This window comes from Patulibacter minatonensis DSM 18081 (assembly GCF_000519325.1).
In the GTDB taxonomy this organism is placed as follows: Bacteria; Actinomycetota; Thermoleophilia; order Solirubrobacterales; family Solirubrobacteraceae; genus Patulibacter; species Patulibacter minatonensis.
Genome location: NZ_KI912613.1, coordinates 509,042 through 529,281, shown reverse-complemented (window position 1 = coordinate 529,281; position 20,240 = coordinate 509,042). Strand labels below are relative to the sequence as shown.

General features: G+C 75.6%; 19 protein-coding genes. 15 read left to right on the top strand and 4 right to left on the bottom strand.

What is annotated here, in order from left to right; translation table 11 throughout:
* Nucleotides 1–63 precede the first annotated feature (63 nt).
* The 10 genes from PATMI_RS0102580 to PATMI_RS0102535 all read left to right on the top strand — a co-directional run bounded on the left by PATMI_RS0102580 (nucleotide 64) and on the right by PATMI_RS0102535 (nucleotide 9,918).
* Complete coding sequence (locus PATMI_RS0102580) at nucleotides 64–825, top strand: DeoR/GlpR family DNA-binding transcription regulator (protein ID WP_026909739.1); 762 nt, start codon at nucleotides 64–66, stop codon at nucleotides 823–825.
* Complete coding sequence (locus PATMI_RS26825; RefSeq protein WP_051470967.1) at nucleotides 822–1,892, top strand: 1-phosphofructokinase family hexose kinase; 1,071 nt, start codon at nucleotides 822–824, stop codon at nucleotides 1,890–1,892. The genes PATMI_RS0102580 and PATMI_RS26825 overlap by 4 nt, the downstream gene beginning before the upstream one ends.
* Nucleotides 1,889–2,338 (top strand): PTS sugar transporter subunit IIA, encoded by a 450-nt coding sequence (locus PATMI_RS0102570; protein WP_026909738.1) that lies wholly within the window; start codon nucleotides 1,889–1,891, stop codon nucleotides 2,336–2,338. The genes PATMI_RS26825 and PATMI_RS0102570 overlap by 4 nt, the downstream gene beginning before the upstream one ends.
* Nucleotides 2,338–3,879, top strand: coding sequence for a PTS fructose transporter subunit IIC (locus PATMI_RS38085; protein WP_026909737.1), 1,542 nt, complete (start codon nucleotides 2,338–2,340; stop codon nucleotides 3,877–3,879). The genes PATMI_RS0102570 and PATMI_RS38085 overlap by 1 nt, the downstream gene beginning before the upstream one ends.
* A 53-nt stretch (nucleotides 3,880–3,932) precedes the next feature.
* On the top strand, nucleotides 3,933–4,211 hold the full coding sequence (locus tag PATMI_RS0102560) for an HPr family phosphocarrier protein (RefSeq protein ID WP_026909736.1): 279 nt from the start codon (nucleotides 3,933–3,935) through the stop codon (nucleotides 4,209–4,211).
* Between the two features lie 241 nt (nucleotides 4,212–4,452).
* Nucleotides 4,453–6,120 carry a phosphoenolpyruvate--protein phosphotransferase gene (gene ptsP / locus PATMI_RS0102555; protein ID WP_026909735.1) on the top strand — a complete coding sequence of 556 codons (1,668 nt, stop codon included), beginning with the start codon at nucleotides 4,453–4,455 and terminating at the stop codon, nucleotides 6,118–6,120.
* Between the two features lie 349 nt (nucleotides 6,121–6,469).
* On the top strand, nucleotides 6,470–7,222 hold the full coding sequence (locus tag PATMI_RS0102550; RefSeq protein WP_026909734.1) for an HD domain-containing protein: 753 nt from the start codon (nucleotides 6,470–6,472) through the stop codon (nucleotides 7,220–7,222).
* Nucleotides 7,223–7,332: 110 nt separating this feature from the next.
* Entirely contained in the window at nucleotides 7,333–8,232 is a 900-nt protein-coding gene (locus PATMI_RS26820; RefSeq protein WP_051470966.1) for a 5'-3' exonuclease, read from the top strand.
* A gap of 115 nt (nucleotides 8,233–8,347) precedes the next feature.
* Nucleotides 8,348–9,469 carry a hypothetical protein gene (locus PATMI_RS0102540; protein ID WP_157260579.1) on the top strand — a complete coding sequence of 374 codons (1,122 nt, stop codon included), beginning with the start codon at nucleotides 8,348–8,350 and terminating at the stop codon, nucleotides 9,467–9,469.
* A 59-nt stretch (nucleotides 9,470–9,528) separates the two neighbouring features.
* The gene (locus PATMI_RS0102535) at nucleotides 9,529–9,918 is read left to right on the top strand and encodes a hypothetical protein (protein ID WP_026909732.1); all 390 of its coding nucleotides are present in this window, start codon (nucleotides 9,529–9,531) and stop codon (nucleotides 9,916–9,918) included.
* Between the two features lie 46 nt (nucleotides 9,919–9,964).
* Here PATMI_RS0102535 and PATMI_RS0102530 read toward each other — a convergent pair whose 3' ends face one another.
* A complete protein-coding gene (locus tag PATMI_RS0102530) occupies nucleotides 9,965–10,582 on the bottom strand; it encodes a TetR/AcrR family transcriptional regulator (RefSeq protein WP_026909731.1) in 618 nt (205 codons plus the stop codon).
* 63 nt (nucleotides 10,583–10,645) lie between these two features.
* Between PATMI_RS0102530 and PATMI_RS26815 the strand changes: the two genes are divergently transcribed.
* Nucleotides 10,646–12,163 (top strand): flavin-containing monooxygenase, encoded by a 1,518-nt coding sequence (locus PATMI_RS26815; protein ID WP_051470965.1) that lies wholly within the window; start codon nucleotides 10,646–10,648, stop codon nucleotides 12,161–12,163.
* Entirely contained in the window at nucleotides 12,160–13,068 is a 909-nt protein-coding gene (locus tag PATMI_RS26810) for an oxygenase MpaB family protein (protein WP_051470964.1), read from the top strand. Before PATMI_RS26815 ends, PATMI_RS26810 begins: the two co-directional genes overlap by 4 nt.
* Nucleotides 13,069–13,097: 29 nt before the next feature.
* On the opposite strand, the gene PATMI_RS0102515 is transcribed toward PATMI_RS26810, so the two are convergent.
* Nucleotides 13,098–13,448 (bottom strand): hypothetical protein, encoded by a 351-nt coding sequence (locus tag PATMI_RS0102515; protein WP_026909729.1) that lies wholly within the window; start codon nucleotides 13,446–13,448, stop codon nucleotides 13,098–13,100.
* 131 nt (nucleotides 13,449–13,579) lie between these two features.
* Between PATMI_RS0102515 and PATMI_RS0102510 the strand changes: the two genes are divergently transcribed.
* Together PATMI_RS0102510 and PATMI_RS0102505 are read left to right on the top strand one after the other, a co-directional pair.
* Nucleotides 13,580–14,449, top strand: coding sequence for a HalD/BesD family halogenase (locus PATMI_RS0102510; RefSeq protein WP_026909728.1), 870 nt, complete (start codon nucleotides 13,580–13,582; stop codon nucleotides 14,447–14,449).
* A 62-nt stretch (nucleotides 14,450–14,511) separates the two neighbouring features.
* Nucleotides 14,512–16,416: a choline/carnitine O-acyltransferase gene (locus PATMI_RS0102505; RefSeq protein WP_026909727.1), complete on the top strand. Its 1,905-nt coding sequence runs from the start codon at nucleotides 14,512–14,514 to the stop codon at nucleotides 16,414–16,416.
* A gap of 157 nt (nucleotides 16,417–16,573) precedes the next feature.
* On the opposite strand, the gene PATMI_RS26805 is transcribed toward PATMI_RS0102505, so the two are convergent.
* Both PATMI_RS26805 and PATMI_RS0102495 read right to left on the bottom strand, forming a co-directional pair.
* Nucleotides 16,574–17,257, bottom strand: a complete 684-nt coding sequence (locus tag PATMI_RS26805; RefSeq protein ID WP_051470963.1) for an acetoacetate decarboxylase family protein — start codon at nucleotides 17,255–17,257, stop codon at nucleotides 16,574–16,576.
* Nucleotides 17,258–17,522: 265 nt separating this feature from the next.
* A complete protein-coding gene (locus tag PATMI_RS0102495; RefSeq protein WP_026909726.1) occupies nucleotides 17,523–18,572 on the bottom strand; it encodes an Lrp/AsnC family transcriptional regulator in 1,050 nt (349 codons plus the stop codon).
* Nucleotides 18,573–18,650: 78 nt separating this feature from the next.
* Here PATMI_RS0102495 and PATMI_RS0102490 point away from each other — a divergent pair, with 78 nt between their 5' ends.
* Nucleotides 18,651–20,222: an MFS transporter gene (locus tag PATMI_RS0102490; protein WP_084269537.1), complete on the top strand. Its 1,572-nt coding sequence runs from the start codon at nucleotides 18,651–18,653 to the stop codon at nucleotides 20,220–20,222.
* The last annotated feature ends 18 nt before the right edge of the window (nucleotides 20,223–20,240 follow it).

The following is a 20,240-nucleotide window of genomic DNA, read 5'->3' as shown; positions in this document are numbered from 1 at the left end:
GCTTGACGCCACACGATGATCTGCGATACAAATCAAAACACAGGCAAACGGGCTCAAGGCAACATGTACGCAGAAGAACGACAGCAGCGCATCGTGGAACAGGCCCGCGCCCAGGGGCGGGCGGAGGTCGCCGCGCTGGCCGCCGACCTCGGGGTCACGGCCGAGACGATCCGGCGCGACCTCACCGCGCTCGAGCGCCACGGTCTGCTGCGGCGCGTCCACGGCGGCGCCATCCCGGTCGACCGCCTGCGGTTCGAGCCGGCGCTCGCCACGCGCGACGCCGTCCGGCAGGACGAGAAGGAGCGGATCGCCCGCCGCGCCCTCGAGGAGCTCCGCGACGCCGCGACCGTGATCCTCGACGCCGGCTCCACGACCTCGCGCCTGGCGGAGCTCCTGCCGACCGACCGCGAGCTGACCGTCGTCACCGACTCGATCGCGATCGCCACGACGCTCGCCGCCCGCCCCAACGTCAACCTCCTGCTGCTCGGCGGCCGCGTGCGCAGCCGGACGATGGCGGCGGTCGGCGACTGGGCGATCTCGCAGCTCCGCGGGCTCCTCGTCGACGTCGCGTTCGTCGGCACCAACGGCGTCTCGAACGCCCGCGGGCTGACGACGCCCGACCCCGACGAGGCCGCGGTCAAGCGGGCGATGATCCAGGCCGGTCGCCACGTCGTCCTGCTCGCCGACCACACGAAGGTCGGCGACGACCAGTTCGCCCGCTTCGGCGACGTCTCCGACGTCGACGTCCTGATCTCCGACCAGGGGCTCGACGCCGCCACGGCGACCGAGCTCGCCGCCGCCGGCCCGCGGGTGGAGCGCGCATGATCGTCACGGTCACCCCGAACCCCAGCCTCGACGTCGCGCTGCACGTCGACGACCTGCGCCGCGGCGACGTCCACCGCGCGACCGCCGAGCGCCACGACGCCGGCGGCAAGGGCCTGAACGTCTCGCGCGCCCTCGCCGCGGGCGGCGTGTCCAGCCGGGCCGTCATGCCGCTGGGCGGCAGCGCCGGTGCCGACCTCCTCGCGCTCCTCGCGGGCGACGCGGGCGTCGAGCCGGTCGCGGTCCCGATCGTCGGGTCCACCCGCTCGAACATCGGCATCGTCGAGCCCGACGGCACCCTGACGAAGGTCAACGCCCAGGGGCCGGTGCTGACGCCCGACGAGGTCGCCGCGTTCCGCGACGCCATCCTCGCCGCGGCCGCCGACGCGGACTGGGTGGTCCTCGCCGGCAGCCTCCCCAAGGGGCTCGCCGACGACTTCTACGCCGGGCTGATCGCCCCGCTCCAGGCGCTCGGCGCCCGCGTCGCGCTCGACAGCAGCGGCCGCGCGTTCGACCGCGCCCTGGGGGCTGAGCCGGACCTGGTCAAGCCCAACGTCCACGAGCTGGCCGAGGTCCTCGGTCGGTCGGTCGTCACCGTCGGCGACCTCGTCGACGGGGCCCGCGCGCTCCGCCTGCGGGGGCCGCGCACGGTGCTCGCCAGCGCCGGCCCGGACGGCGCGGTGCTCGTCGACGAGGACGACGCCCGCCACGGGGAGCCGCCCCCGATCGTCCCCGCCAGCTCCGTCGGCGCGGGCGACGCGATGCTCGCCGGCTACCTCGCCGCCACGCAGGCCGCGACGACCGGCGCGCCGGCGCCGGACGCCGCGGCCACCGCGCTCGCCACGGCCCTCGCCTGGGGCGCCGGCGCCGCGTCCCTGCCCGGCAGCCGCATGCCGCGGCCGGCCGACCTGCACCCCGAGGGCGTCCGCGTCCACGGCCACCCGGACGCCGGGCGGCGCCTCGACGAGCCTGCCGAGCTCCCCGGCCCCGCGGCCCGCCCCTCCTCCGCGCCGGGCGCACCCGCGCCGCGCACCACCACCGTCAACACCACCGAAGGACCCGTCCGATGACCATCACCACCGCCGACCTCGTCGAGCTCGAGCTCCCCGCCGGCATCGACCGCGCCCGTGCCACCGCGATCCTCGCCGAGCGGCTCGCCGCCTCCGGCCGGGTCACCGATCGCGACGGGTTCCTCGCCGACGTCCGCGCCCGCGAGGAGCAGATGGCGACCGGCCTGGACGGCGGCATCGGCATCCCGCACGCCCGCTCCGCGCACGTCGCGGAGGCGAGCGTCGCCTTCGGCCGCAGTGCCGACGGCGTCGACTTCGGGGCCGAGGACGGCCCCGCCACCCTGATCTTCCTGATCGCCGCCCCCGACGGGGCCGGCGCGGACCACATGAAGATCCTCGGCGCCCTGGCGCGCAAGCTCATCCACGCCGAGTTCAAGGACGGCCTGCGCGGAGCCCCCGACGCCGCGGCCGCAGCCACCATCATCAACGAGGGAGTCGGTGCCTGATGCGCATCGTCGCGGTCACCGCGTGCCCCACGGGCATCGCGCACACGTACATGGCGGCCGAGTCGCTCGAGGTCGCGGCCAAGGCGGCCGGCCACGAGATCACGGTCGAGACCCAGGGCTCCGCCGGGTCGACCCCGCTGTCGGCCGAGGAGCTCGCGCAGGCCGACGTCGCGATCCTCGCCGCCGACATCGGCGTCAAGGGCCGCGAGCGCTTCGCGCACCTGCCGATCGTCGAGGGCCCCGTCAAGCGCGGCATCAACGACGCCGCGGGCATGCTCGCCGAGGCGCAGGCCGCGGTCGACGCGAAGCCGGCCGAGGACCCCGCCGCGAAGCTCGACACGACGGGGAAGCTCCAGGCGAACCCGGCGATGTCCTCGGTCGTCGCCCCGGGCTACAAGCCCGGCAAGGGCGCGATGCTGCGTCAGTGGCTGATGACGGGCGTCAGCTACATGATCCCGTTCGTCGCGGCCAGTGGACTGCTGATCGCGATCGCCTTCCTCATCGGCGGGCCGGAGATCGCCACCAAGGTCAACGGCGGCGCCTTCGACGGGCAGACCTACAAGCCGATCGCAGACCTCTCCGACATCTGGGGTCAGGTCGGGATCGCCGGCGTGCTCTTCAAGATCGGGAACCTCGGGTTCACGTTGATCGTCCCGGTCCTCGCCGGGTTCATCGCGTACGGCATGGCCGACCGCCAGGGCCTCGCCCCGGGGCTCATCGGCGGTCTGCTGGCCGACTCCGTGAAGGCCGGCTTCCTCGGCGGCATCATCGCGGGCCTCCTGGCCGGCGCGATCGTGCTCGCCATCAACCGGGTCCCGGTGCACAAGAACGTCCGGGGGATCATGCCCACCGTCGTCACGCCGCTGGTCTCCACATTGATCGTGGGCGTCGTGATGATCGCGGTCGTCGGATCGCCGGTCGCGTCCCTGATGGGCTCGATCAACGGCTGGCTGGAGGACCTCAACGGCTCCAGCGCCTGGATCCTCGGCGGCGTCCTCGGCCTGATGATGGCCTTCGACATGGGCGGCCCGGTCAACAAGGTCGCCTACTCGTTCGGGGCGCTCACGCTGGCGGGCCCGACGGGCAACCAGGAGGTCATGGGGGCGATCATCGCGGCCGGCATGACCCCGCCGCTGGCGCTGGCCCTCTCAACGGTGGTCGCGAAGAAGCTCTGGACGACGGAGGAGCGCGAGGCCGGCAAGGCCGCCTGGCTGCTCGGCGCCTCGTTCATCACCGAGGGTGCGATCCCGTTCGCCGCCGCCGACCCGCTCCGCGTCATCCCGTCGCTGATGGCCGGCAGCGCCACCGCCGGTGCCCTGTCGATGGCGCTGAACGCCAGCTCCCCGGCCCCGCACGGCGGCATCTGGATCATCGCCCTGGTCGGCAGCCCCGGACTCTGGCTCCTGTCGATCGTCGCCGGCACCGTCGTATCCGCCGTCTGCGTCTCGTTCGCCAAGACGGTGCGCCGCGCACCCGCCGCCACGGCGACGTCCTCGGCCGGCGCGGCGCCCACCACCCTCACGACCGCGGTCCAGGGCTGAGGCCCGGCCCGGTTCGCACCCGCCCTCCTCCACCCCAGCCCAGGATCCACACCATGCCCCAGCGCACCATCGCCGTCGGCTCCTCCGTCGGCCTCCACGCCCGCCCCGCCTCGCTGCTCGTCGCCGCGGCCGGCAAGGCCGTCAGCGGCGGCTCGGCCGCCTCGGTCACCATCGCCTCCGGTGGCGGCGAGCCCGCCGACGCTCGCTCGATCCTCTCCGTCATCGCGCTCGGCGCCGGCCACGGCGACGAGGTCACGCTGACCGCCGAGGGCGACCAGGCCGACGCCGTCCTCGACGAGCTCGCGGCGATCGTCGCGAGCGAGGAGGACTAGGACCATGGCGGCCTCGACCTCCTCGCGCCGCGCCACGGGCGCGGACGCCGCGTCGTCCGCGTCGTCCGCCGCGCCCGCCGCGGCGGCGGGCGCCGGAGCGTCCGGGGCCGCCGGGACGTCCGCGGGCGCCGGAGCGTCCCCGGGCGTCGGAACGACCACGGGCGCCGACACGACCGGCGTCGCGGCCACCGCCGGCCCTTCGGGAACAGCACCGGACGCCGTCGCGCACGCCGACGCGGCCATGCGAGGCGTCGGCGTGTGCGCCGGCGTCGCCGTCGGCCCGGTCGCCCGGCTCGGCCTGCCCGCCGCCGTCCCGGCCGACCTCCCCGCCCCGGACGACGTCACGGCCGAGGCCACGAGGGTCCGCGAGGCCCTGTCCGCGGCGGGCGACGCACTCGATGCCCGCGCCGCCGCCGCCCGGGAGCACGGCCGCGACGAGGCCGCCCAGATCCTCGACGCGCAGGCGATGATGGCCCGCGACTTCGTCCTCGCCGACCGCGCGGCCGCGCTCGTGACCGAGGGCAACGCCGGCGTGCACGCCGTGTCGACCGCGCTGGCGGGCTTCCGCGCGCAGCTCGAGGCCGCCGGGGGCTACCTCGCCGAGCGCGCCGCCGACCTCGACGGGGTCCGCGACCGCGTGGTCTCCACCCTCCTCGGCGTGCCGCTCCCCGGCCTGCCCGACCCCGGGCATCCCTACGTGCTCGTCGCCGAGGACCTGACCCCCGCCGACACCGCGACCCTCGACACCGGCGCGGTCCTGGGCATCGTCACCGCCGCGGGCGGCGCGACGAGCCACACGGCGATCATCGCCAAGTCGCTCGGCATCCCCGCGATCGTCGGCTGCCGCGCGTCCGAGAGCCTGACCGACGGGACGGCCGTCCTCGTCGACGGCGCCGACGGCACGCTGCTGATCGACCCGCAGGACGACGTCGTGGCGACCCGCCGCGAGGCCTTCGCCGCCCGCCGCGCCCTGGCCGCCGCCCACTCCGGTCCCGGCCGCACGAAGGACGGCCATCCGGTGAAGCTCCTCGTCAACCTGGGCGCGGGGGAGGACCCGGCGACCGCGGCCGCGGGCGACGTCGAGGGCGTCGGCCTGCTGCGCACGGAGCTGCTCTACCTCGACCGCGCGACCGCGCCGACGTTCGACGAGCAGACGAAGGCCTACCGCGAGATCTTCGCCGCGTTCGGGGGACGGAAGGTCGTCGTCCGCACGCTCGACGCCGGCGCCGACAAGCCGCTGCCGTTCCTCACCGACCCGGACGAGCCGAACCCCGCGCTCGGGGTCCGCGGCTGGCGCACCTCGTGGCGCCACCCCGACCTCCTCGACGACCAGCTCCGCGCGATCGCGGCGGCCGTCACCGCGGTGGAGGCCGACGGCGGCGCGGCCGACGTCTGGGTGATGGCGCCGATGATCGCCACCGCCGGGGAGGCCGCGCGGTTCGCGGCCGACGCGAAGGCCCACGGCCTGCGGACGGTCGGCACGATGGTCGAGGTGCCCGCCGCGGCGCTCGCCGCCGACGCGCTCGTGTCCGCCTGCGACTTCGTCTCGATCGGGACGAACGACCTCTCGCAGTACACCTTCGCCGCCGACCGCCTGCAGTCGGAGCTCGCCGGCCTCCTCGACCCGTGGCAGCCCGCGCTGTTGCGGCTGATCCAGATGGTCGGCGCGGCCGGCGCGGCGCAGGACACCCCGGTCGGCGTCTGCGGTGAGGCCGCCGGCGACCCCCTGCTCGCCCCGGTCCTCGTCGGCCTCGGCGTCACGAGCCTCTCGATGGCGTCGGGCAGCGTCGCCGACGTCCGCGCCGCCCTCGCGATCCGGACCCTCGACGAGTGCCGCGCCCTGGCGGCGACGGCGCTGGCAGCGGCCGACGCGGCCGCGGGCCGGGCGGCGGTCGCAGCGGCGGGCTGAGCGGCCGTCGTGGCGGGTCGAGGTCGTTGATGGTCGGTATCCGATCGGATGTGACCGTGGACCTCGAGGGTCGGTCGGTCGGGTCGGGGTCGGGGTCGTTGACGGTCGGTATCCGACTAGTTGTGACCCCCGGTCCCCGCCACCCGCCGAACGCCGGCCACCCGCCCCGACGCCGGCCGCCTCGGCGGCCCATCCCGACGCGGACCCCTGAACTGACGCCGACCGCCCCGCGCTCCCCAACCTGAACCCGACCGCCCCACGCCGACCGCCGCGCTCCTTGGCACGAACCGGTCCAACGATGGCCGTCCGGCCCCTCGTCACCTGAGCCGCCGTCCGATTGGATCCCCGCATGGGCCGACCGGCGAGCATGGACTGGGAGTGGGCGACGCGGACCGGGGGGACGCTCAGCCCGCGGCAGCGGCGGCAGCTGCTCGGCCCGCTGCTCCGGCTCAGCGCGTCGCACACCGCCGGGCGGCTCCGCGTCGCGCTCGGGCTGCGGGGCTCGGGCGGCATCGATCTCGAGGCGCTCCGCTGGCCCGACTCGCAGCTCGCGAAGGACGCGGAGGCCGAGGCGCGCGAGGTCCTGAGCCCGCACGTGCTGCAGCACTCGTGTCGCACCTACGTGTTCGGCCTGGTCCTGGCCCACCTCGACGGCGCGGCGGTCGACGAGGAGCTCGGGTTCGTGTCGAGCATCCTCCACGACCTGCACCTCGAGCACCCGACGCCGGGCCGGTGCTTCGCGGTCGTCGGCGGCGAGCGGGCGGAGCGCTTCGCGGCCGAGCACGGCGCGGCACCCGAGCGGGCGGCGCTCGTCGGCGCCGCGATCGCCGGGCACATCACCGCGGGCGCGAACGAGGACCTCGCCGACCCTGCGGGCTTCGTGTCGGCCGGCGCGCTGATGGACGTCGTCGGCGCCCGCGTGCACCAGACCGACCCCGCGTTCATGGCGGAGGTGCTCCGCCGCCACCCGCGCCTGGGGTTCAAGCGCGCGCTCGGGACGTGCTGGCCGGCCGAGGCCGCCGCGGTCCCTGGCGGTCGCGCCGCCTGGCTGCACCGCCGCGGCTTCGGTCCACTCGTCAGGATCGCGCCCTTCGACGAGTAGGCCGGCCCCGGTGTCCGGCGCCGACCGCCGGCATGCGGCGCCCCGCCCCGACGGCCCGCCCGCGGCGGCGCCGGCCCCGGTCCAGGCGGTCACCGGGATACCCTCGTCCCGTGTCCGGCCCCCTGCTCCTGTTCGACGTCCCGTGGCTCCTCTACCGCGCGCACTTCGCGCTGCCGTCGAGCATCAAGGGGGCCGACGGGGAGCCGATCGGCGCGCTGCTCGGCACCGCGCGGACGATCCTCGCCGAGATCGAGGAGCACCGGCCGGCCGCGGTCTGCTGCGCGTTCGGTGCCGAGGAGGCCACCCACCGCACCGCGTTGCTGCCCGCGTACCACGCGCACCGCGACCCGATGCCCGACGCGCTCCGCCGTCGCTGGGACCAGGCGCAGGACTTCCTCGCGGCGTTCGGCTGGGCGATCCGGGACGGTGGGAAGCTCGAGGCCGACGACGTCATGGCGACGCTCGCGAAGACCCGCTCCGCCCACGGCGGCGACAGCGTGATCGTCACCGCCGACCGCGACCTCATGGCCTGCGTCGACGAGCACGTCGTCGTCCGGCGTCCGGCCGGTCGCGGACCGGGCCTCGTGACGGTCGACGTCGCCGGGGTCGAGGAGGCCCTCGGCGTCCGGCCGGACCAGGTGACCGACCTGATCGCCCTGCGCGGCGACCCCTCCGACGGGATCCCGGGTGCACCGGGGATCGGCGCGAAGACCGCCGCGCGCCTGCTCGCGGCTCACGGCGACCTCGAGGGCGTCCTGCGTGCCGCCGGCGCGGAGGGCCCCGACGGCGAGCCCGCCGAGGTGCCTCGCCACGGCGACGGCCTCACCCCGCGCCTGGCGGAGAAGCTGCGCGACCACGCCGCCGACGCCCGGCGCGACCGCGCCGTCGCGCTGCTGCAGCACGCCGAGGTCGACGCGGTCCCCGACGGCACGACCGACGCGGCCGCCGGCGCCGACGCGGCCGAGGCCCTCGGCATGGCGCGGCTGGCGAAGGACCTCCGGGCGGTCTGACGAGGACCCCTGGGCCGTCCGACGGTTCCCGCCGCCCGGGCCGCGCCCGCCGCAGGACGCCACGGTCCGGGTGACGGCGTTCGCCGAGGGGTCGCGCACGGACTACGCTGCGCCGATGCGCTCACGATCGGCACGTCCAGCTCCCGGTCCGGCCCGCCGCGTCGCGCCCGGCCCCGCCCGCCGCGGCGCGTCGGATCCGCTCCGGCGCCCGACGGGCGGACCGCTCCGCCGCACGGCCCTCGGGCTGGCGCTCGCCGGCGGCGCCCTCGGCGTCCTCGCACCCGCCCCGGCGTCCGCCGCCGGCCCGTCCGCCCCGTCGCGCTGCGGCGCCCTGCACGGCAAGGACCTCGTCCCCGCGAACCCGCGGATCCGCCTCGTCGGCGTGCGGTACACCCAGCGCTCGGAGGACGGACCGTTCCGCCGGCGCCGGTACTTCGCGTGCTCCGGCACCCGCGGGCGGGTGCACCGCGTCGCCGACGTCGGCGCGTCGCTCGGCTACGGCGACAGCGTCGGGATCGGGCCCTCGGCCGGGACGTTCGTGCTGCTGAAGCAGGGCGGCGGCAACGTCCTCGGCGACTACTTCGAGGCCGACTGGCGGGTCCTCGACGCCACCACCGGACGGGCGTACCGCTTCTGGCGGTTCCGCGCCGGGGACGAGAAGAACGCGCTCCCGACCCCGGCCTCGGTCGTCGTCGACGCCGGTGGGCGCGCGGCGGGCGTGTTCGCACCGGGCGGCGTCTCCGACGGGTACGGCGAGGATCCGTACACGGCGCTGCCCGCCGGCGCGACGACGGCCGTCGCGAGCTTCTCCGCGACGGGCCGGCGCACGATCCGCGACAGCGGGGGCGACGAGATCGCCCCGTCGTCGCTGGCGCTCGCGGGCACCGTGGCGTCGTGGACCCACGGCGGCGCGGCCCGGACCGCCGACCTCGGGCCGCTCCCGGCCTCGGTCCTCGTCGCGTGCTCGAGCGCCGGGCTGCGGGCGCAGCGCACCACCGGCGGGACGACGTTCTCCGTCGCGGTGGACGACGTCACCGTGGCGGGCGCCACCTGCGGCACGGCTCGGACGCTGGCCGCCGCCACCGCGCGTCGCGAGCTCGCCGGCACCCTCCGGCCGTCGGTCCGCGGCTTCGCGGTCTCGGTCACCCGGCCGTGCCCGGGGTGCAGCCCCGTCCTGCCGGTCGTCGCGACCCGCGGTCCGGTCGAGGTCCGCTTCGAGCTCCACGGCGGCGCGTGAGGCATCGCGATCCGTCCGCCCGGCACGACCGGCGGCACCGCGGCGGCTACGGTGCCCCGATGCCCGCCCGCCGGATCCCCGTCGCCCTCGCGCTCGTCACGGGTCTGGCCGCCGCCGCGGGGCCGGGGTCGGCGTCCGCGGCGACCTCCCGCCCGGTCGACTGCGGTCCCACGAGCTCCGGCACGTACCGCATGCACGCGAGCCGCACCACGAGCTGCGCGTTCGCCCGGGCGACCTACGCGGCGTTCGTCCGGGACCTGAACGCCGGCCGGGAGCTCGTCCCCGCGGTCGAGGCCCGCTACCGGGTGACGGTCCGCAACCCCTCGACGCGGCGCCGGATCGAGCTGCGCGTGCACGCGATCCCGCGGGCGCACGGGGAGTTCGAGTTCGCGTTCGTCGCCCCCGGCAAGGGCAAGTCGCTCTTCTTCGAGAACCTCACGCTGCCGTAGGTCGGGCCCCGCCCGGGGCGCGCCCCGGGGTGTCCCGCCACGTCGGTCAGGTCCCCGGCGTCGTCCCCATCGCGTGGGTGGCGAGCAGCCGCACCGTGTCCTCGACGAAGACCTCGCGGGGGATCGGCGGGCGGTCCAGCACGTAGCGGAGCGGCAGGGTCTGGGCGAGCTCGACGAGCATCCACGTGATCCGCTCGAGCTCCGTCGCCGAGAGGTCCGGGCGGTGGCGGGCGGTCGACGTGAACACGAAGTCGGTGACGCGGGCGCGGAGCGCGCGGGTGACCTCCTCCTGCCGGTCGCCGGGGACGCGGGCCATCAGCGCCCGCAGGAGCGGCGCCCGGTCCTCCATCGCGTCCAGGGTCGCGCCGACCACGGTGACGATCCCCGTGACGACGTCCTCGCGGGCCGCCACGCGCAGCGCCGGGACGACGCGGTCCTCGAAGTCGGCGACGAACCGCCGGGTCACCGCGAGCAGGAGGTCGTCGCGGTCCTCGAAGTACTGGTAGAGGCTCCCGGGGCTGACGCCGGCCTCCTCCGCGATCCGGTTCGTCGTCGCCGCGCGGTCGCCCTCGCGCTCGAGAACGCGAGCGGCGGCGTCGACGATCCGCTCGACGGTCTGCCGGGAACGCTCCTGTTGCGGCTTGCGACGGCGGTTCGTGGCCATTGACCTAGAACATGGGGAAACGCGACTTGAATGCGAGCAGATGCTCGCATCAGCATAGCGAGCATGAAGAGCTCCGCCCCGACCCGCCGGCGCATCGCGATCGTGGGGACCGGCTTCAGCGGCATCGGGGCGGCGATCGCCCTGCGCCGCGCCGGCCACGAGGACATCACCCTGTTCGAGCGCGGCGACGACGTCGGCGGCGTCTGGGCACGCAACACCTATCCCGGCGCCGCGTGCGACGTGCCGTCGTACGTCTACTCGTTCTCGTTCGCCCAGCGCCGCGACTGGTCGCGGCCGTGCTCGCCCCAGGCCGAGGTGCACGAGTACCTGCGCACGGTCGCGCGTGAGCACGGGGTGCTGGACGACGTCCGCTTCGGCACCGAGATCACCGAGGCGCGGTGGGACGCGGCGACGTGCGCCTGGACGCTCGCCGCGGACGACGGCGCCACCTTCGAGGCCGACGTCCTGATCCCCGCCTGCGGGCAGCTGACCCGGCCCGCGACGCCGGCGATCCCCGGGGCCGACCGCTTCGCCGGGGCGATGTTCCACTCCGCCGAGTGGGACCACGACGAGCCGCTCCACGGCCGGCGGGTCGCGGTCATCGGCACCGGGGCCAGCGCGGTGCAGTTCGTCCCCCCGGTGGCCGACGAGGCCGCGCACGTCGACGTCTACCAGCGGTCGGCGCCCTACATGCTGCCGCGCACGAACGCCCCGTACCCGCGCGTGGTGCGGGAGGTCGTCGAGCGCGTGCCCGGGGTCCAGACGGTCCGCCGCGAGGGTGGCCGGCTGCTCCTCGAGGGCCTGATCGCGGCGTTCACGGTGGCACCGCCGGCGCGCGCGGCCGTCGAGCGGTTCTCGCTCGCCTTCATGCGGCTGCAGACCCCCGACCGCGAGCTGCGCGAGAAGACGCGGCCGGACTACCCGCTCGGCTGCAAGCGGATGTTGTTCTCCAGCCACTACCTGCCCGCGCTGGGGCGCGAGAACGTCGACCTCGTCGTCGACGACGTCGACCACCTGACCGAGGACGGCGTCGTCACCGGCGACGGCCGGCTCCGTCCCGCGGACGTCGTGATCTGGGGCACCGGCTTCCAGACCCGGTTCGTGGCGCCGATGCGGATCCACGGGCTCGGGGGCCGCGAGCTCACGGAGCTCTGGGGCGACGCGCCGCGCGCGCACCACGGCATCACGGTCGCGAGCTTCCCGAACCTGTTCCTGCTCTACGGCCCGAACACGAACCTCGGGGTCGGGTCGATCGTCGAGATGATCGAGGCGCAGACCGGCTACGTGGTCGACGCGCTCCGACGCCTGGACCGCGAGGGCGCCGACGCGCTCGACGTCGACCCGACCGTGATGGCGGTGTCCGACGCGCAGACGCAGGAGCGGCTGCAGGACTCGATCTGGACCCGCTGCGCCAGCTGGTACCGCGTGGAGGACGGCCGGGTGACGACGAACTGGCCGGGCTTCATGCGCGAGTACGCGGCGAAGGTCCGGCGGCTGAGGCCCGAGGAGTACGTGTTCCTCGAGCGGCCGGCCGCGGATGCCGCCGACGGCCGCACGGCCCGGGCCGGGAGCGCCCGATGAGCACCACGGAGTCCGCGACGTCCGTCGCCCCGGCACGGATCGCGTCGACCACAGAGCGCGGCATGGACCGCGACGAGGTCGCCGTCCTGGGCCTGCCGCTCGGGCCGGAGTCGCTGACGTGGCGGTACTTCGGGGACGCGCGCGGGGTGCTGCTCGCGGAGCGCGCCGGCGTCCTGCAGAACATGCACCCGGTGATCTCGCAGGCCCTGGTGGACCAGTCGGACTTCTTCGCGAACCCGCTCGGCCGGATCATCCGCTCGGCCGGGCCGATCGTCGGTGTGGTCTACGACGAGCCGTCGCGGGGCACGGGCCACGAGGTCCGCGACTTCCACAAGGGGATCAAGGGCACCGACGTCCACGGCCGGCGCTACCGCGCGCTCGACCCCGAGGCCTACTTCTGGGCGCACGCCACGTTCTTCGAGGGGCAGCTCGCGACCCAGCGACTGCTGGGGACGCCGATCTCACCCCAGGCCGAGGAGCGCATGTACCGCGAGTCGATCACCTGGTGGGCGCGCTACGGCATGAGCCTGCGGCCGGTGCCGCGCACCCACGCGGCGTTCAAGCGGTACTGGGACGAGATGCTCGACGACGTGCTGGAGGCGACCCCGGTCGCGCGCTACGGCGTGCGGACGATGGCGCACGTCCCGTCCCCGTGGCCGGTGGTGCCGAAGGCGCTGTGGGCCGGCGCGCGCCCCGCCGTCGCCCGCGTGGCGCCGTGGATCGGCCGCGTGACCCTGCCGCCGCGCGCGCAGGAGCTCCTCGGCATCCGCACGACCGCCGCGGACCGCCTAACCCTGCAGGTGCTGGCGACCGGGATCCGCACCGCGTGGCCCGCGCTGCCCTCCGCGCTCCGCCGGCAGCCGCGCGCACTCGTCGCGGACCAGCGCGCAGGGGTGCGGTTCTAGGCGGTCGCCGCCGCTCTGAGGTGCACGGGCTACGTCGCCCCGACCACCACAGCGGCGCACAGCAAGAGACCCAGGACGAGCTCCGTGACCCAGAACGCCCGGGTCAGTCCGAGCGATCGGTCGGCCGAGACGGCGGGGCTCGGCTCCTCGGCGTGCTTGACGCTCCAGATCCCGACGACGCAGATGCCGACGAACGCCGCGGCGACGCAGATCCCGCTGGCGGGGAGGGACCAGAGCATCGCCGCGGCGAGCATCGGGAGGAACCCGACGGCCGTGCCGACGGCGGCGACGCGGACGTCGCGCTCGTTGACGAACTGGTGGTGGGCGTCGGCCGCGGCTGCGGTGCCGAACGGCCAGACGGTGACGGGGAGGCGGGACATCGGATGCTCCTGGCGGGGACGGGCCGCCAGTTCTACGGCACGGTGCCGACCGGGTGCACCCCCGAACGGGTGGACAGCGTGCGTGACGGTCGACACGCTGCGGGCCGCGGGCCGATACGGTCACGCAACCGATGGAGGTCGTGGACGCCCGGACGACAGACGACGTGGTCGACGCGGACCGCTACCCCCTCGCGGAGCCCGACGGCCCGGAGCTTCGGGCCGTCGTCGCCCGGGTCCGCCGAGAGCTCCGGACGACAGGGTGCAGCGTCCTGCGCGACTTCGTCCGCCCCGAGCTGCGCGACGTCCTCCGCGACGAGAGCGACGAGGTCGCGCCGCTTGCGCACTACGCCGTCCAGACCGTCAACGTCTACAACACGGCACCGGATCCGACGCTGCCCGGAGACCACCCGGCGTGCGTGGCCGTCGAGCGGGGCAACGCCTTCGTCGCGCGTGACCTCCTGCCCCCTCGGTACCTCCTCCAGCGCCTCTACCGGGGCCCGGACTTCCAGCGCTTCGTGGCCGCGTGCGTCGGGCTCCCCGCAGTCCACGAGCTCCGGGACCCGCTCTCAGGGCTCTGCGTGAACGTCGTCGACCCGGGCCGCTCCCACCCGTGGCACTTCGACACGAACGACGTCACGGTCAGCATGCTCACCCGCGCTCCGGAGGCCGGCGGGATCTTCGAGTACTGCCCCGGGATCCGCTCGGCCGCCGACGAGCGGTTCGCCGACGTGCGGGCGGTCCTGGACGGCGACGGCGAGCACCTGATCCGTCGCCTGACGTTGCGCCCGGGGGACCTCCAGCTGTTCGCCGGTCGCTACGCCCTGCACCGCGTCACCGCGGTCGAGGGTGCCGGCGCACGGCACTCGGCGATCTTCGCCTACAGCGAGCGGCCCGGCGTCGTCGGGAGCCTCGAGCGGACCCGGCAGCTGTTCGGCCGGACGACCCCCGTCCACGAGGCCGCTGCGGCCCGGGCGGTCCGGATCGACGGCCTGCTCGACTGACCGGGCTGCGATCACTCCGTCGCACCGCCCCGTCCCTGCCCTCCCGACCCCCGGAGCCCCCGTTGCCGACCGACCACGCCCTCTCCGCCCGCACCTTCGGGAACGAGGACCTGCTCCCGCGCGTGCCGCTGCCCACGGTGCGGGAGAGCTGCGACCGCCTGCTCGCCTGGTGCGCGCCGCTGCTGACCGCCGAGGAGCTCGCCGAGACCACCGCAGCGGCCGAGGCGTTCGCCGCCGGCGCCGGGCCGCTGCAGGACGCGCTCGAGCGCTACGACGCGTCCCCCGGGGTCGACAGCTGGCTCGACGCGTTCTGGGACCAGCGCTACCTCGGGCGCCGCGACCGGATCGCCCTGAACGCCAACTTCTTCTTCCTCTTCGAGGACGACGGGCTCGGACAGGTCGAGCGCGCGGCGGCGCTGACGGCGGGCGCCCTCGCCTACAAGCTCGCGATCGACGAGGAGGCCTTACCGCCGGCGGTCCAGCGCGGCACGCCCCTGTCGATGGACCAGCACCACTTCCTCTTCTCGGCCTGCCGAATCCCTGGCGACCCGCAGGACACCGCCCGCACGCCCTACACCGACGCCTGGCCCGGGCCGTCCCGCGAGCGGCACGTGATCGTCCTGCACCGCGGGCGGGCCTTCCGCCTCGACGTCGTCGGCCCCGACGGGCACCCGCACGCGCTCGACGAGCTGGAGGACGGCCTGCGGGCGGTCGTGGCGGCGGCCACCGCGGACGTGCGCGGCGTGGCCGGGGAGACGGCGGGCGACCCGGGCGACGCGGCCTCGGGTGGGACACGTGACGCAGGAGCGACGGCCTGGGCCGGCGCGCGAGCCGATCGCCCGGGGCCTTCGGTCGGTCCGCTGACGACGAAGGCCCGCGCGGCGTGGGCGGCGAGCCGCGACCGCCTGCTCGGCCTGGACCCGCAGAACGCGGCGACCCTCGACGCGGTCGAGACGGCGCTCTTCTGCGTCTGCCTCGAGCACGAGCAGCCCGCCGACCCGGTGGCCGCCGGCGACGGCCTGCTGCACGGCGACAGCACCAACCGGTGGTTCGACAAGTCGGTCTCGTTCGTCGTCTACCCCGACGGCACCGCCGGGTACAACGGCGAGCACTGCCGGCTGGACGGCACGACGGTGATCGCGATGCTCGACGCCGTGCTCGACCGCACCGGCGCCGAGCACGCCGAGGCGTCGGGCGCCCGGTCGCAGGGGTCGCCCGCGGTCGCGCCGCTGACGTTCGTCCTCGACGACGCGCTGCGGGCCGACGTCGACGACGCCCGCGACGCGTTCGCCGCCTACGGTGCGGCGACCGCCACGACGGCCGTCGTCCTCGACTTCGACAGCGAGCGCGCCAAGCGCCTGAAGGTCTCGCCCGACGCCTTCGCCCAGATGGCGTTCCAGCTGGCCCATCGCCGCGCGAAGGGCCACACGGGCGCGACGTACGAGTCGATCGCGACCCGCACGTTCCGCCACGGGCGGACGGAGGCGATGCGCGTCGTCACGCCCGAGGTCGTCGCGTTCGCCGACGCGATGGAGGACCCCGCGGCCTCGTCCGCCACGCGCCGCGACGCCCTCCGCGCCGCGGCCGCCGCCCACGTCGCCCGCGCCCGCGAGTGCCAGGCCGGTGCAGCACCCGAGCAGCACCTCTGGGAGCTCCAGATGCTGCAGGGGCGACGCGGGGCGGAGCTCGGGACGACCGAGCCGTTCGCGCTGTTCGAGTCCCCGGGCTGGCGGATCATGCGCGACGACTTCCTGAGCACCAGCGCGGTCCCGTCGACGAACATCCGCTTCTGGGGCTTCGGCTCCACCAGCGAGCGCTGCATCGGCGTGGCCTACGCGCTCCTGCCGGACCGCTTCCGCCTGTTCCTCAGCACCCCGCGGACGGTCGCCGCCGAGATGGAGACCTTCGCGGCGGAGCTGCCCGCGGTCGTCGCGGAGCTCGAGACGCTGCTGGCGGGGGAGGGGTAGGGCCGCGCCGGTCGCGGCGAGCGGGCGGGGGCGGCGGGCGTCGTCGGCGGTGCGTGGCCGGCGGGTGGTCGTGGATGTTCGGTGGTCATGGATGGTCGGCGGGCGACCATCGATGACCGTGGCGCCGGCCCGGCGCCCGGCGTCCGGCCCTGCGCGGTCAGGACGGCGTGCGCGTCGACGGGCCGAAGCGGATCGTCATCTGGCGCAGGACGGACGTGACGAGCGGCCGCCCGCGCCCGATGAACGCCAGCGGCGAGTCGTCCGGGAACGACCACGCCGCGGAGCCGAGGTGCAGGCGGCCGAGCGACTGGACGTCGGCGAACGCGTCGTGCCCGTCCAGGCGCTGGGCCGTCGGCATCGGCAGGCGCCGCCAACCGGGCACCCGCAGACCCTGCGCGGCGCGGACGGACGCCAGCTCGGTGCCGTCGACCGCGGCGCGGGCGACGATCGGGCCGTCCCAGGACTGCTCGAACTCCGCGAGGCCCTTGGGGATCCCCCACAGCTCGCGGCCGCCGGCCTTCGACGCGGGGCTGTCGACCCAGATGTGCGGGATCACGGCGACGGGCTTCACGCCGCGGGTGCCAGGGGCGGCGATGAGCAGCTCGTCGTACGACAGCACGCTGCCGGGCGTGTAGCGGACGAACGCGGTGAACAGCAGCGCGTGCCGACCGGCGGTGGCGAGCCGGACGCCCTCGGGCACGTACGGCCCGGCCTCGCGACGGACGTCCGCCGCCGGCACCCGCCACAGCGTCATCAGCATGCTCCCGCCGAGCTGCCACGGCTCGGGCGGGTAGGCGACGCGGGACGCGACGTCGACGGTGGACGCGGCGGCGATGCTCATCGCGTCATCGTAGACGGTGGCTGACTGGCTGGCCAGCCAGGGCGTGGTCCGACGCACCGCCGGCCGGGCCGCGCAGGCCGCGCGTTCCCGATCACGTCCCTCCTGGGTGCCACATCGGGAACGCGACGCGACCCGGCGCCCGGTTCCGACCGCGCCGGCCATGCGTTGCCGATGAGGTCCCTCCCACGTACCGAATCGGGAACGCAACGCGACCCGGGCACCCCGAGCCGGCTGCGCCCGCCACCCGCCCCCGGCGTCGCGGCCCTCACCTCTCGGCCAACGGGTCCGGCAGTCGGTCTCCGTCCATCAGGGAGCCCTGCTGCTTGACGACGCGCATCGAGGGGACGACCTCGACGTCGCGGACGCCGTCGATCGTGCCGATGCGGCGGGTCATGTAGCGGTAGAGGTCGTCGTTGTCGCGGCAGAGGACGGACGCGACGAGGTTCGTCGGGCCGGTGGTCGCGGCCGCGAAGGCGCACTCGGGGTGCGCGGCGATCTCGAGGCCCACGCGTTCGAGGGCGGACGGGGCGGCGGAGATCCAGAGCATCGCCCAGGTGCGGAAGCCGAGCAGCTTCGGCGCGATCTCGACGTCGACGAAGACGGCACCGGCCTCGAGCAACGCCTCCAGGCGCCGGGCGACCTGGCTCTCGGACCGCCCGGTCCGGCCGGCGAGCGCCGCCCACGTCGCGCGGCCGTCGCGGGCCAGCGCCTCCAGCAGCGCGTCGTCCTCCGGGCCCACCGGCGCGTCCGTCGCGTCTCTCGTCCGTCCGCTTCGATCCGATGACGACGCCGCCCGCATCCGCGCGGTGCCGGGCCCGAGCGCGGCCCGCTCCTTCTCGGTCAGGCCGTCCGGCAGGCCCTGCCACTCGTCGTCCTCGGTCTCGGCGTAGACGTGCAGGAGCGTCGACGTGCGGACGTCGGTGACCTGCCCGGCGCGTGGGAGGCCCTGGAGCAGCAGGGCGTCGCGGGCGTCCGGGGACGCCGAGCGGAGCGCGCACGTGACCTCGGACGCACCGCTCGAGACCGTCACCCACGAGACGTCCGAGCGTGCGGCCATCGCCCGCGCCACCGCGACCGTCGCCCCGGGCTGCACGCGGATCCGGAGGAACATGTTCTCCGGGTAGCGGCGCGGGTCGGGGACGACCACGACCCGGACGATCCCGGCCTCGCGCAGCCGGCGGTACCGGCGCGCGACCGTCTGCTCCGAGGAGCCCAGCGCGTCGGCGAGCCGCCGGAACGACGCCCGCCCGTCGTGGAACAGGGCGTGGACGAGCTTGCGGTCCAGGCGGTCGATCGTGATGGTTTCCGCGGGCACGAGGGAGTCGGTGGAGGATTCCCGCGTCTTCACGCGGTCCGCTCGGTGCGGATGCTCCGAAGGTCCACGATACGCCCCATGTCCACCTCCTCCACCACCCCGCCGGCGGGCGCGGGCGACCCCGCGGCCGCCCCCGCCCACCCGCCGGGGCACTGGGCGCCGCTGGTCGCGGTCTGCCTGGGCACCTTCATGCTGCTCGTCGACGTGACGATCGTGAACGTCGCGCTGCCCGACATGGCGATCGACCTGAAGGCCTCGTTCGCGGGCCTGCAGTGGGTCGTCGACGTCTACGCGCTGGCGCTCGCCGCGCTGCTCCTGCTCGTCGGGTCGATCGCTGACATCGTCGGCCGCAAGCGCACCTACCTCGTCGGACTCGTCGTCTTCGTCGTCGCCTCGCTAGCCTGCGGGCTGGCGCCCGGCGAAGGCACCCTGATCGCCGCCCGCGCCGTCCAGGGCGTCGGCGCCGCGGCGATGTTCGCGACCACCCTCGTGCTCCTGAACACCGCCTACGCGGGCCGCGACCGCGGCGTCGCGTTCGGGATCTGGGGTGCGACCGCCGGTGCGGCCGCCGCGGCCGGCCCGATCGCCGGCGGCCTCCTCACCCAGGGGCTCTCCTGGCGCTGGGTGTTCTTCGTGAACATCCCGATCGGCATCGCCACCGTCGTGATGGCCCGGCGGTCGCTCAAGGAGTCGAAGCTCGAGCACCGCCCGAAGATCGACTGGGCCGGCGGCGGCGCGTTCACCGTCGCAGCGGGCGCCCTGACCTTCGCCCTCGTCCGCGTCACCGACGAGGGCTGGACCTCCACCCAGACGATCGCGATGCTCGCGCTCGCCGTGGTCGGGCTGATCGCCTTCGTCGTCGTCGAGCTGCGGTCGAAGCAGCCCCTGTTCGACCTGAGCCTGCTCAAGCGGCCGTCGTTCCTCGGCATCCTGCTGGCGGCGCTGATCCTGTCGCTGTCGGCGTTCGGCTCGCTGGTCTGCCTGTCGATCTGGCTGCAGACGGTCCTCGGGCTCGGCGCGATCTCCGCCGGCCTCGTGACCCTCCCGCTCAGCGGCCTGGCGTTCTTCGTCTCCGGCGCGATCGGCGGCAAGCTGCACGCACTCTCGCCGCGGTGGATCATCGCGGCCGGGCTGCTCCTGATCGGCATCGGCGACCTCCTGATGACCGGCCTGGGCGGCGGCTCGGACTGGCCCGCGGTGCTCCCCGGCATGGCGGCGATCGGACTCGGCGTCGGCCTGATGAGCCCGATGCTCGTCTCGACCGCGATGGGCGCGGTCCCCCAGGAGCGCGGCGGCATGGCGGCGGGCGCGATCAACACCGGCCGGCAGCTCGGCCTGGCGATCGGCATCGCGGTCCTCGGCAGCGTCTTCAGCTCCCGGATCGGGGATCTCCTCACGGGCACCCCGGGCGAGCGCGCGGCCGACGCGGTCACCGGCGGCGGTGCGCAGGGCGTGCTCCGCGGCGCGCCGGCGGAGGCCCGCGGCGCGCTCGACGACGCGATCCACCACGCGGTCGGCTCGGGCCTCGCGACGGTGATGCTCGTCGCGGGCATCATCGGGATCGTCGGGGCGCTGCTCGTCTCGGTGCTCCTGCGCGAGCCGTCGGCCGAGACGGCGCCCGCCGCGGGGACGGAGACCGCGGCCGCCTGAGCGCTGGGATCGAGGCCG

Bases quoted from the DNA above. Each gene is read 5' to 3' on its own strand.
- PATMI_RS0102580 (WP_026909739.1), top strand. From the start codon at position 64: ATGTACGCAGAAGAACGACAGCAGCGCATCGTGGAACAGGCCCGCGCC.
- PATMI_RS26825 (WP_051470967.1), top strand. From the start codon at position 822: ATGATCGTCACGGTCACCCCGAACCCCAGCCTCGACGTCGCGCTGCAC.
- PATMI_RS0102570 (WP_026909738.1), top strand. From the start codon at position 1,889: ATGACCATCACCACCGCCGACCTCGTCGAGCTCGAGCTCCCCGCCGGC.
- PATMI_RS38085 (WP_026909737.1), top strand. From the start codon at position 2,338: ATGCGCATCGTCGCGGTCACCGCGTGCCCCACGGGCATCGCGCACACG.
- PATMI_RS0102560 (WP_026909736.1), top strand. From the start codon at position 3,933: ATGCCCCAGCGCACCATCGCCGTCGGCTCCTCCGTCGGCCTCCACGCC.
- ptsP (WP_026909735.1), top strand. From the start codon at position 4,453: ATGCGAGGCGTCGGCGTGTGCGCCGGCGTCGCCGTCGGCCCGGTCGCC.
- PATMI_RS0102550 (WP_026909734.1), top strand. From the start codon at position 6,470: ATGGGCCGACCGGCGAGCATGGACTGGGAGTGGGCGACGCGGACCGGG.
- PATMI_RS0102540 (WP_157260579.1), top strand. From the start codon at position 8,348: ATGCGCTCACGATCGGCACGTCCAGCTCCCGGTCCGGCCCGCCGCGTC.
- PATMI_RS0102535 (WP_026909732.1), top strand. From the start codon at position 9,529: ATGCCCGCCCGCCGGATCCCCGTCGCCCTCGCGCTCGTCACGGGTCTG.
- PATMI_RS0102530 (WP_026909731.1), bottom strand. From the start codon at position 10,582: ATGGCCACGAACCGCCGTCGCAAGCCGCAACAGGAGCGTTCCCGGCAG.
- PATMI_RS26815 (WP_051470965.1), top strand. From the start codon at position 10,646: ATGAAGAGCTCCGCCCCGACCCGCCGGCGCATCGCGATCGTGGGGACC.
- PATMI_RS26810 (WP_051470964.1), top strand. From the start codon at position 12,160: ATGAGCACCACGGAGTCCGCGACGTCCGTCGCCCCGGCACGGATCGCG.
- PATMI_RS0102515 (WP_026909729.1), bottom strand. From the start codon at position 13,448: ATGTCCCGCCTCCCCGTCACCGTCTGGCCGTTCGGCACCGCAGCCGCG.
- PATMI_RS0102510 (WP_026909728.1), top strand. From the start codon at position 13,580: ATGGAGGTCGTGGACGCCCGGACGACAGACGACGTGGTCGACGCGGAC.
- PATMI_RS26805 (WP_051470963.1), bottom strand. From the start codon at position 17,257: ATGAGCATCGCCGCCGCGTCCACCGTCGACGTCGCGTCCCGCGTCGCC.
- PATMI_RS0102490 (WP_084269537.1), top strand. From the start codon at position 18,651: ATGTCCACCTCCTCCACCACCCCGCCGGCGGGCGCGGGCGACCCCGCG.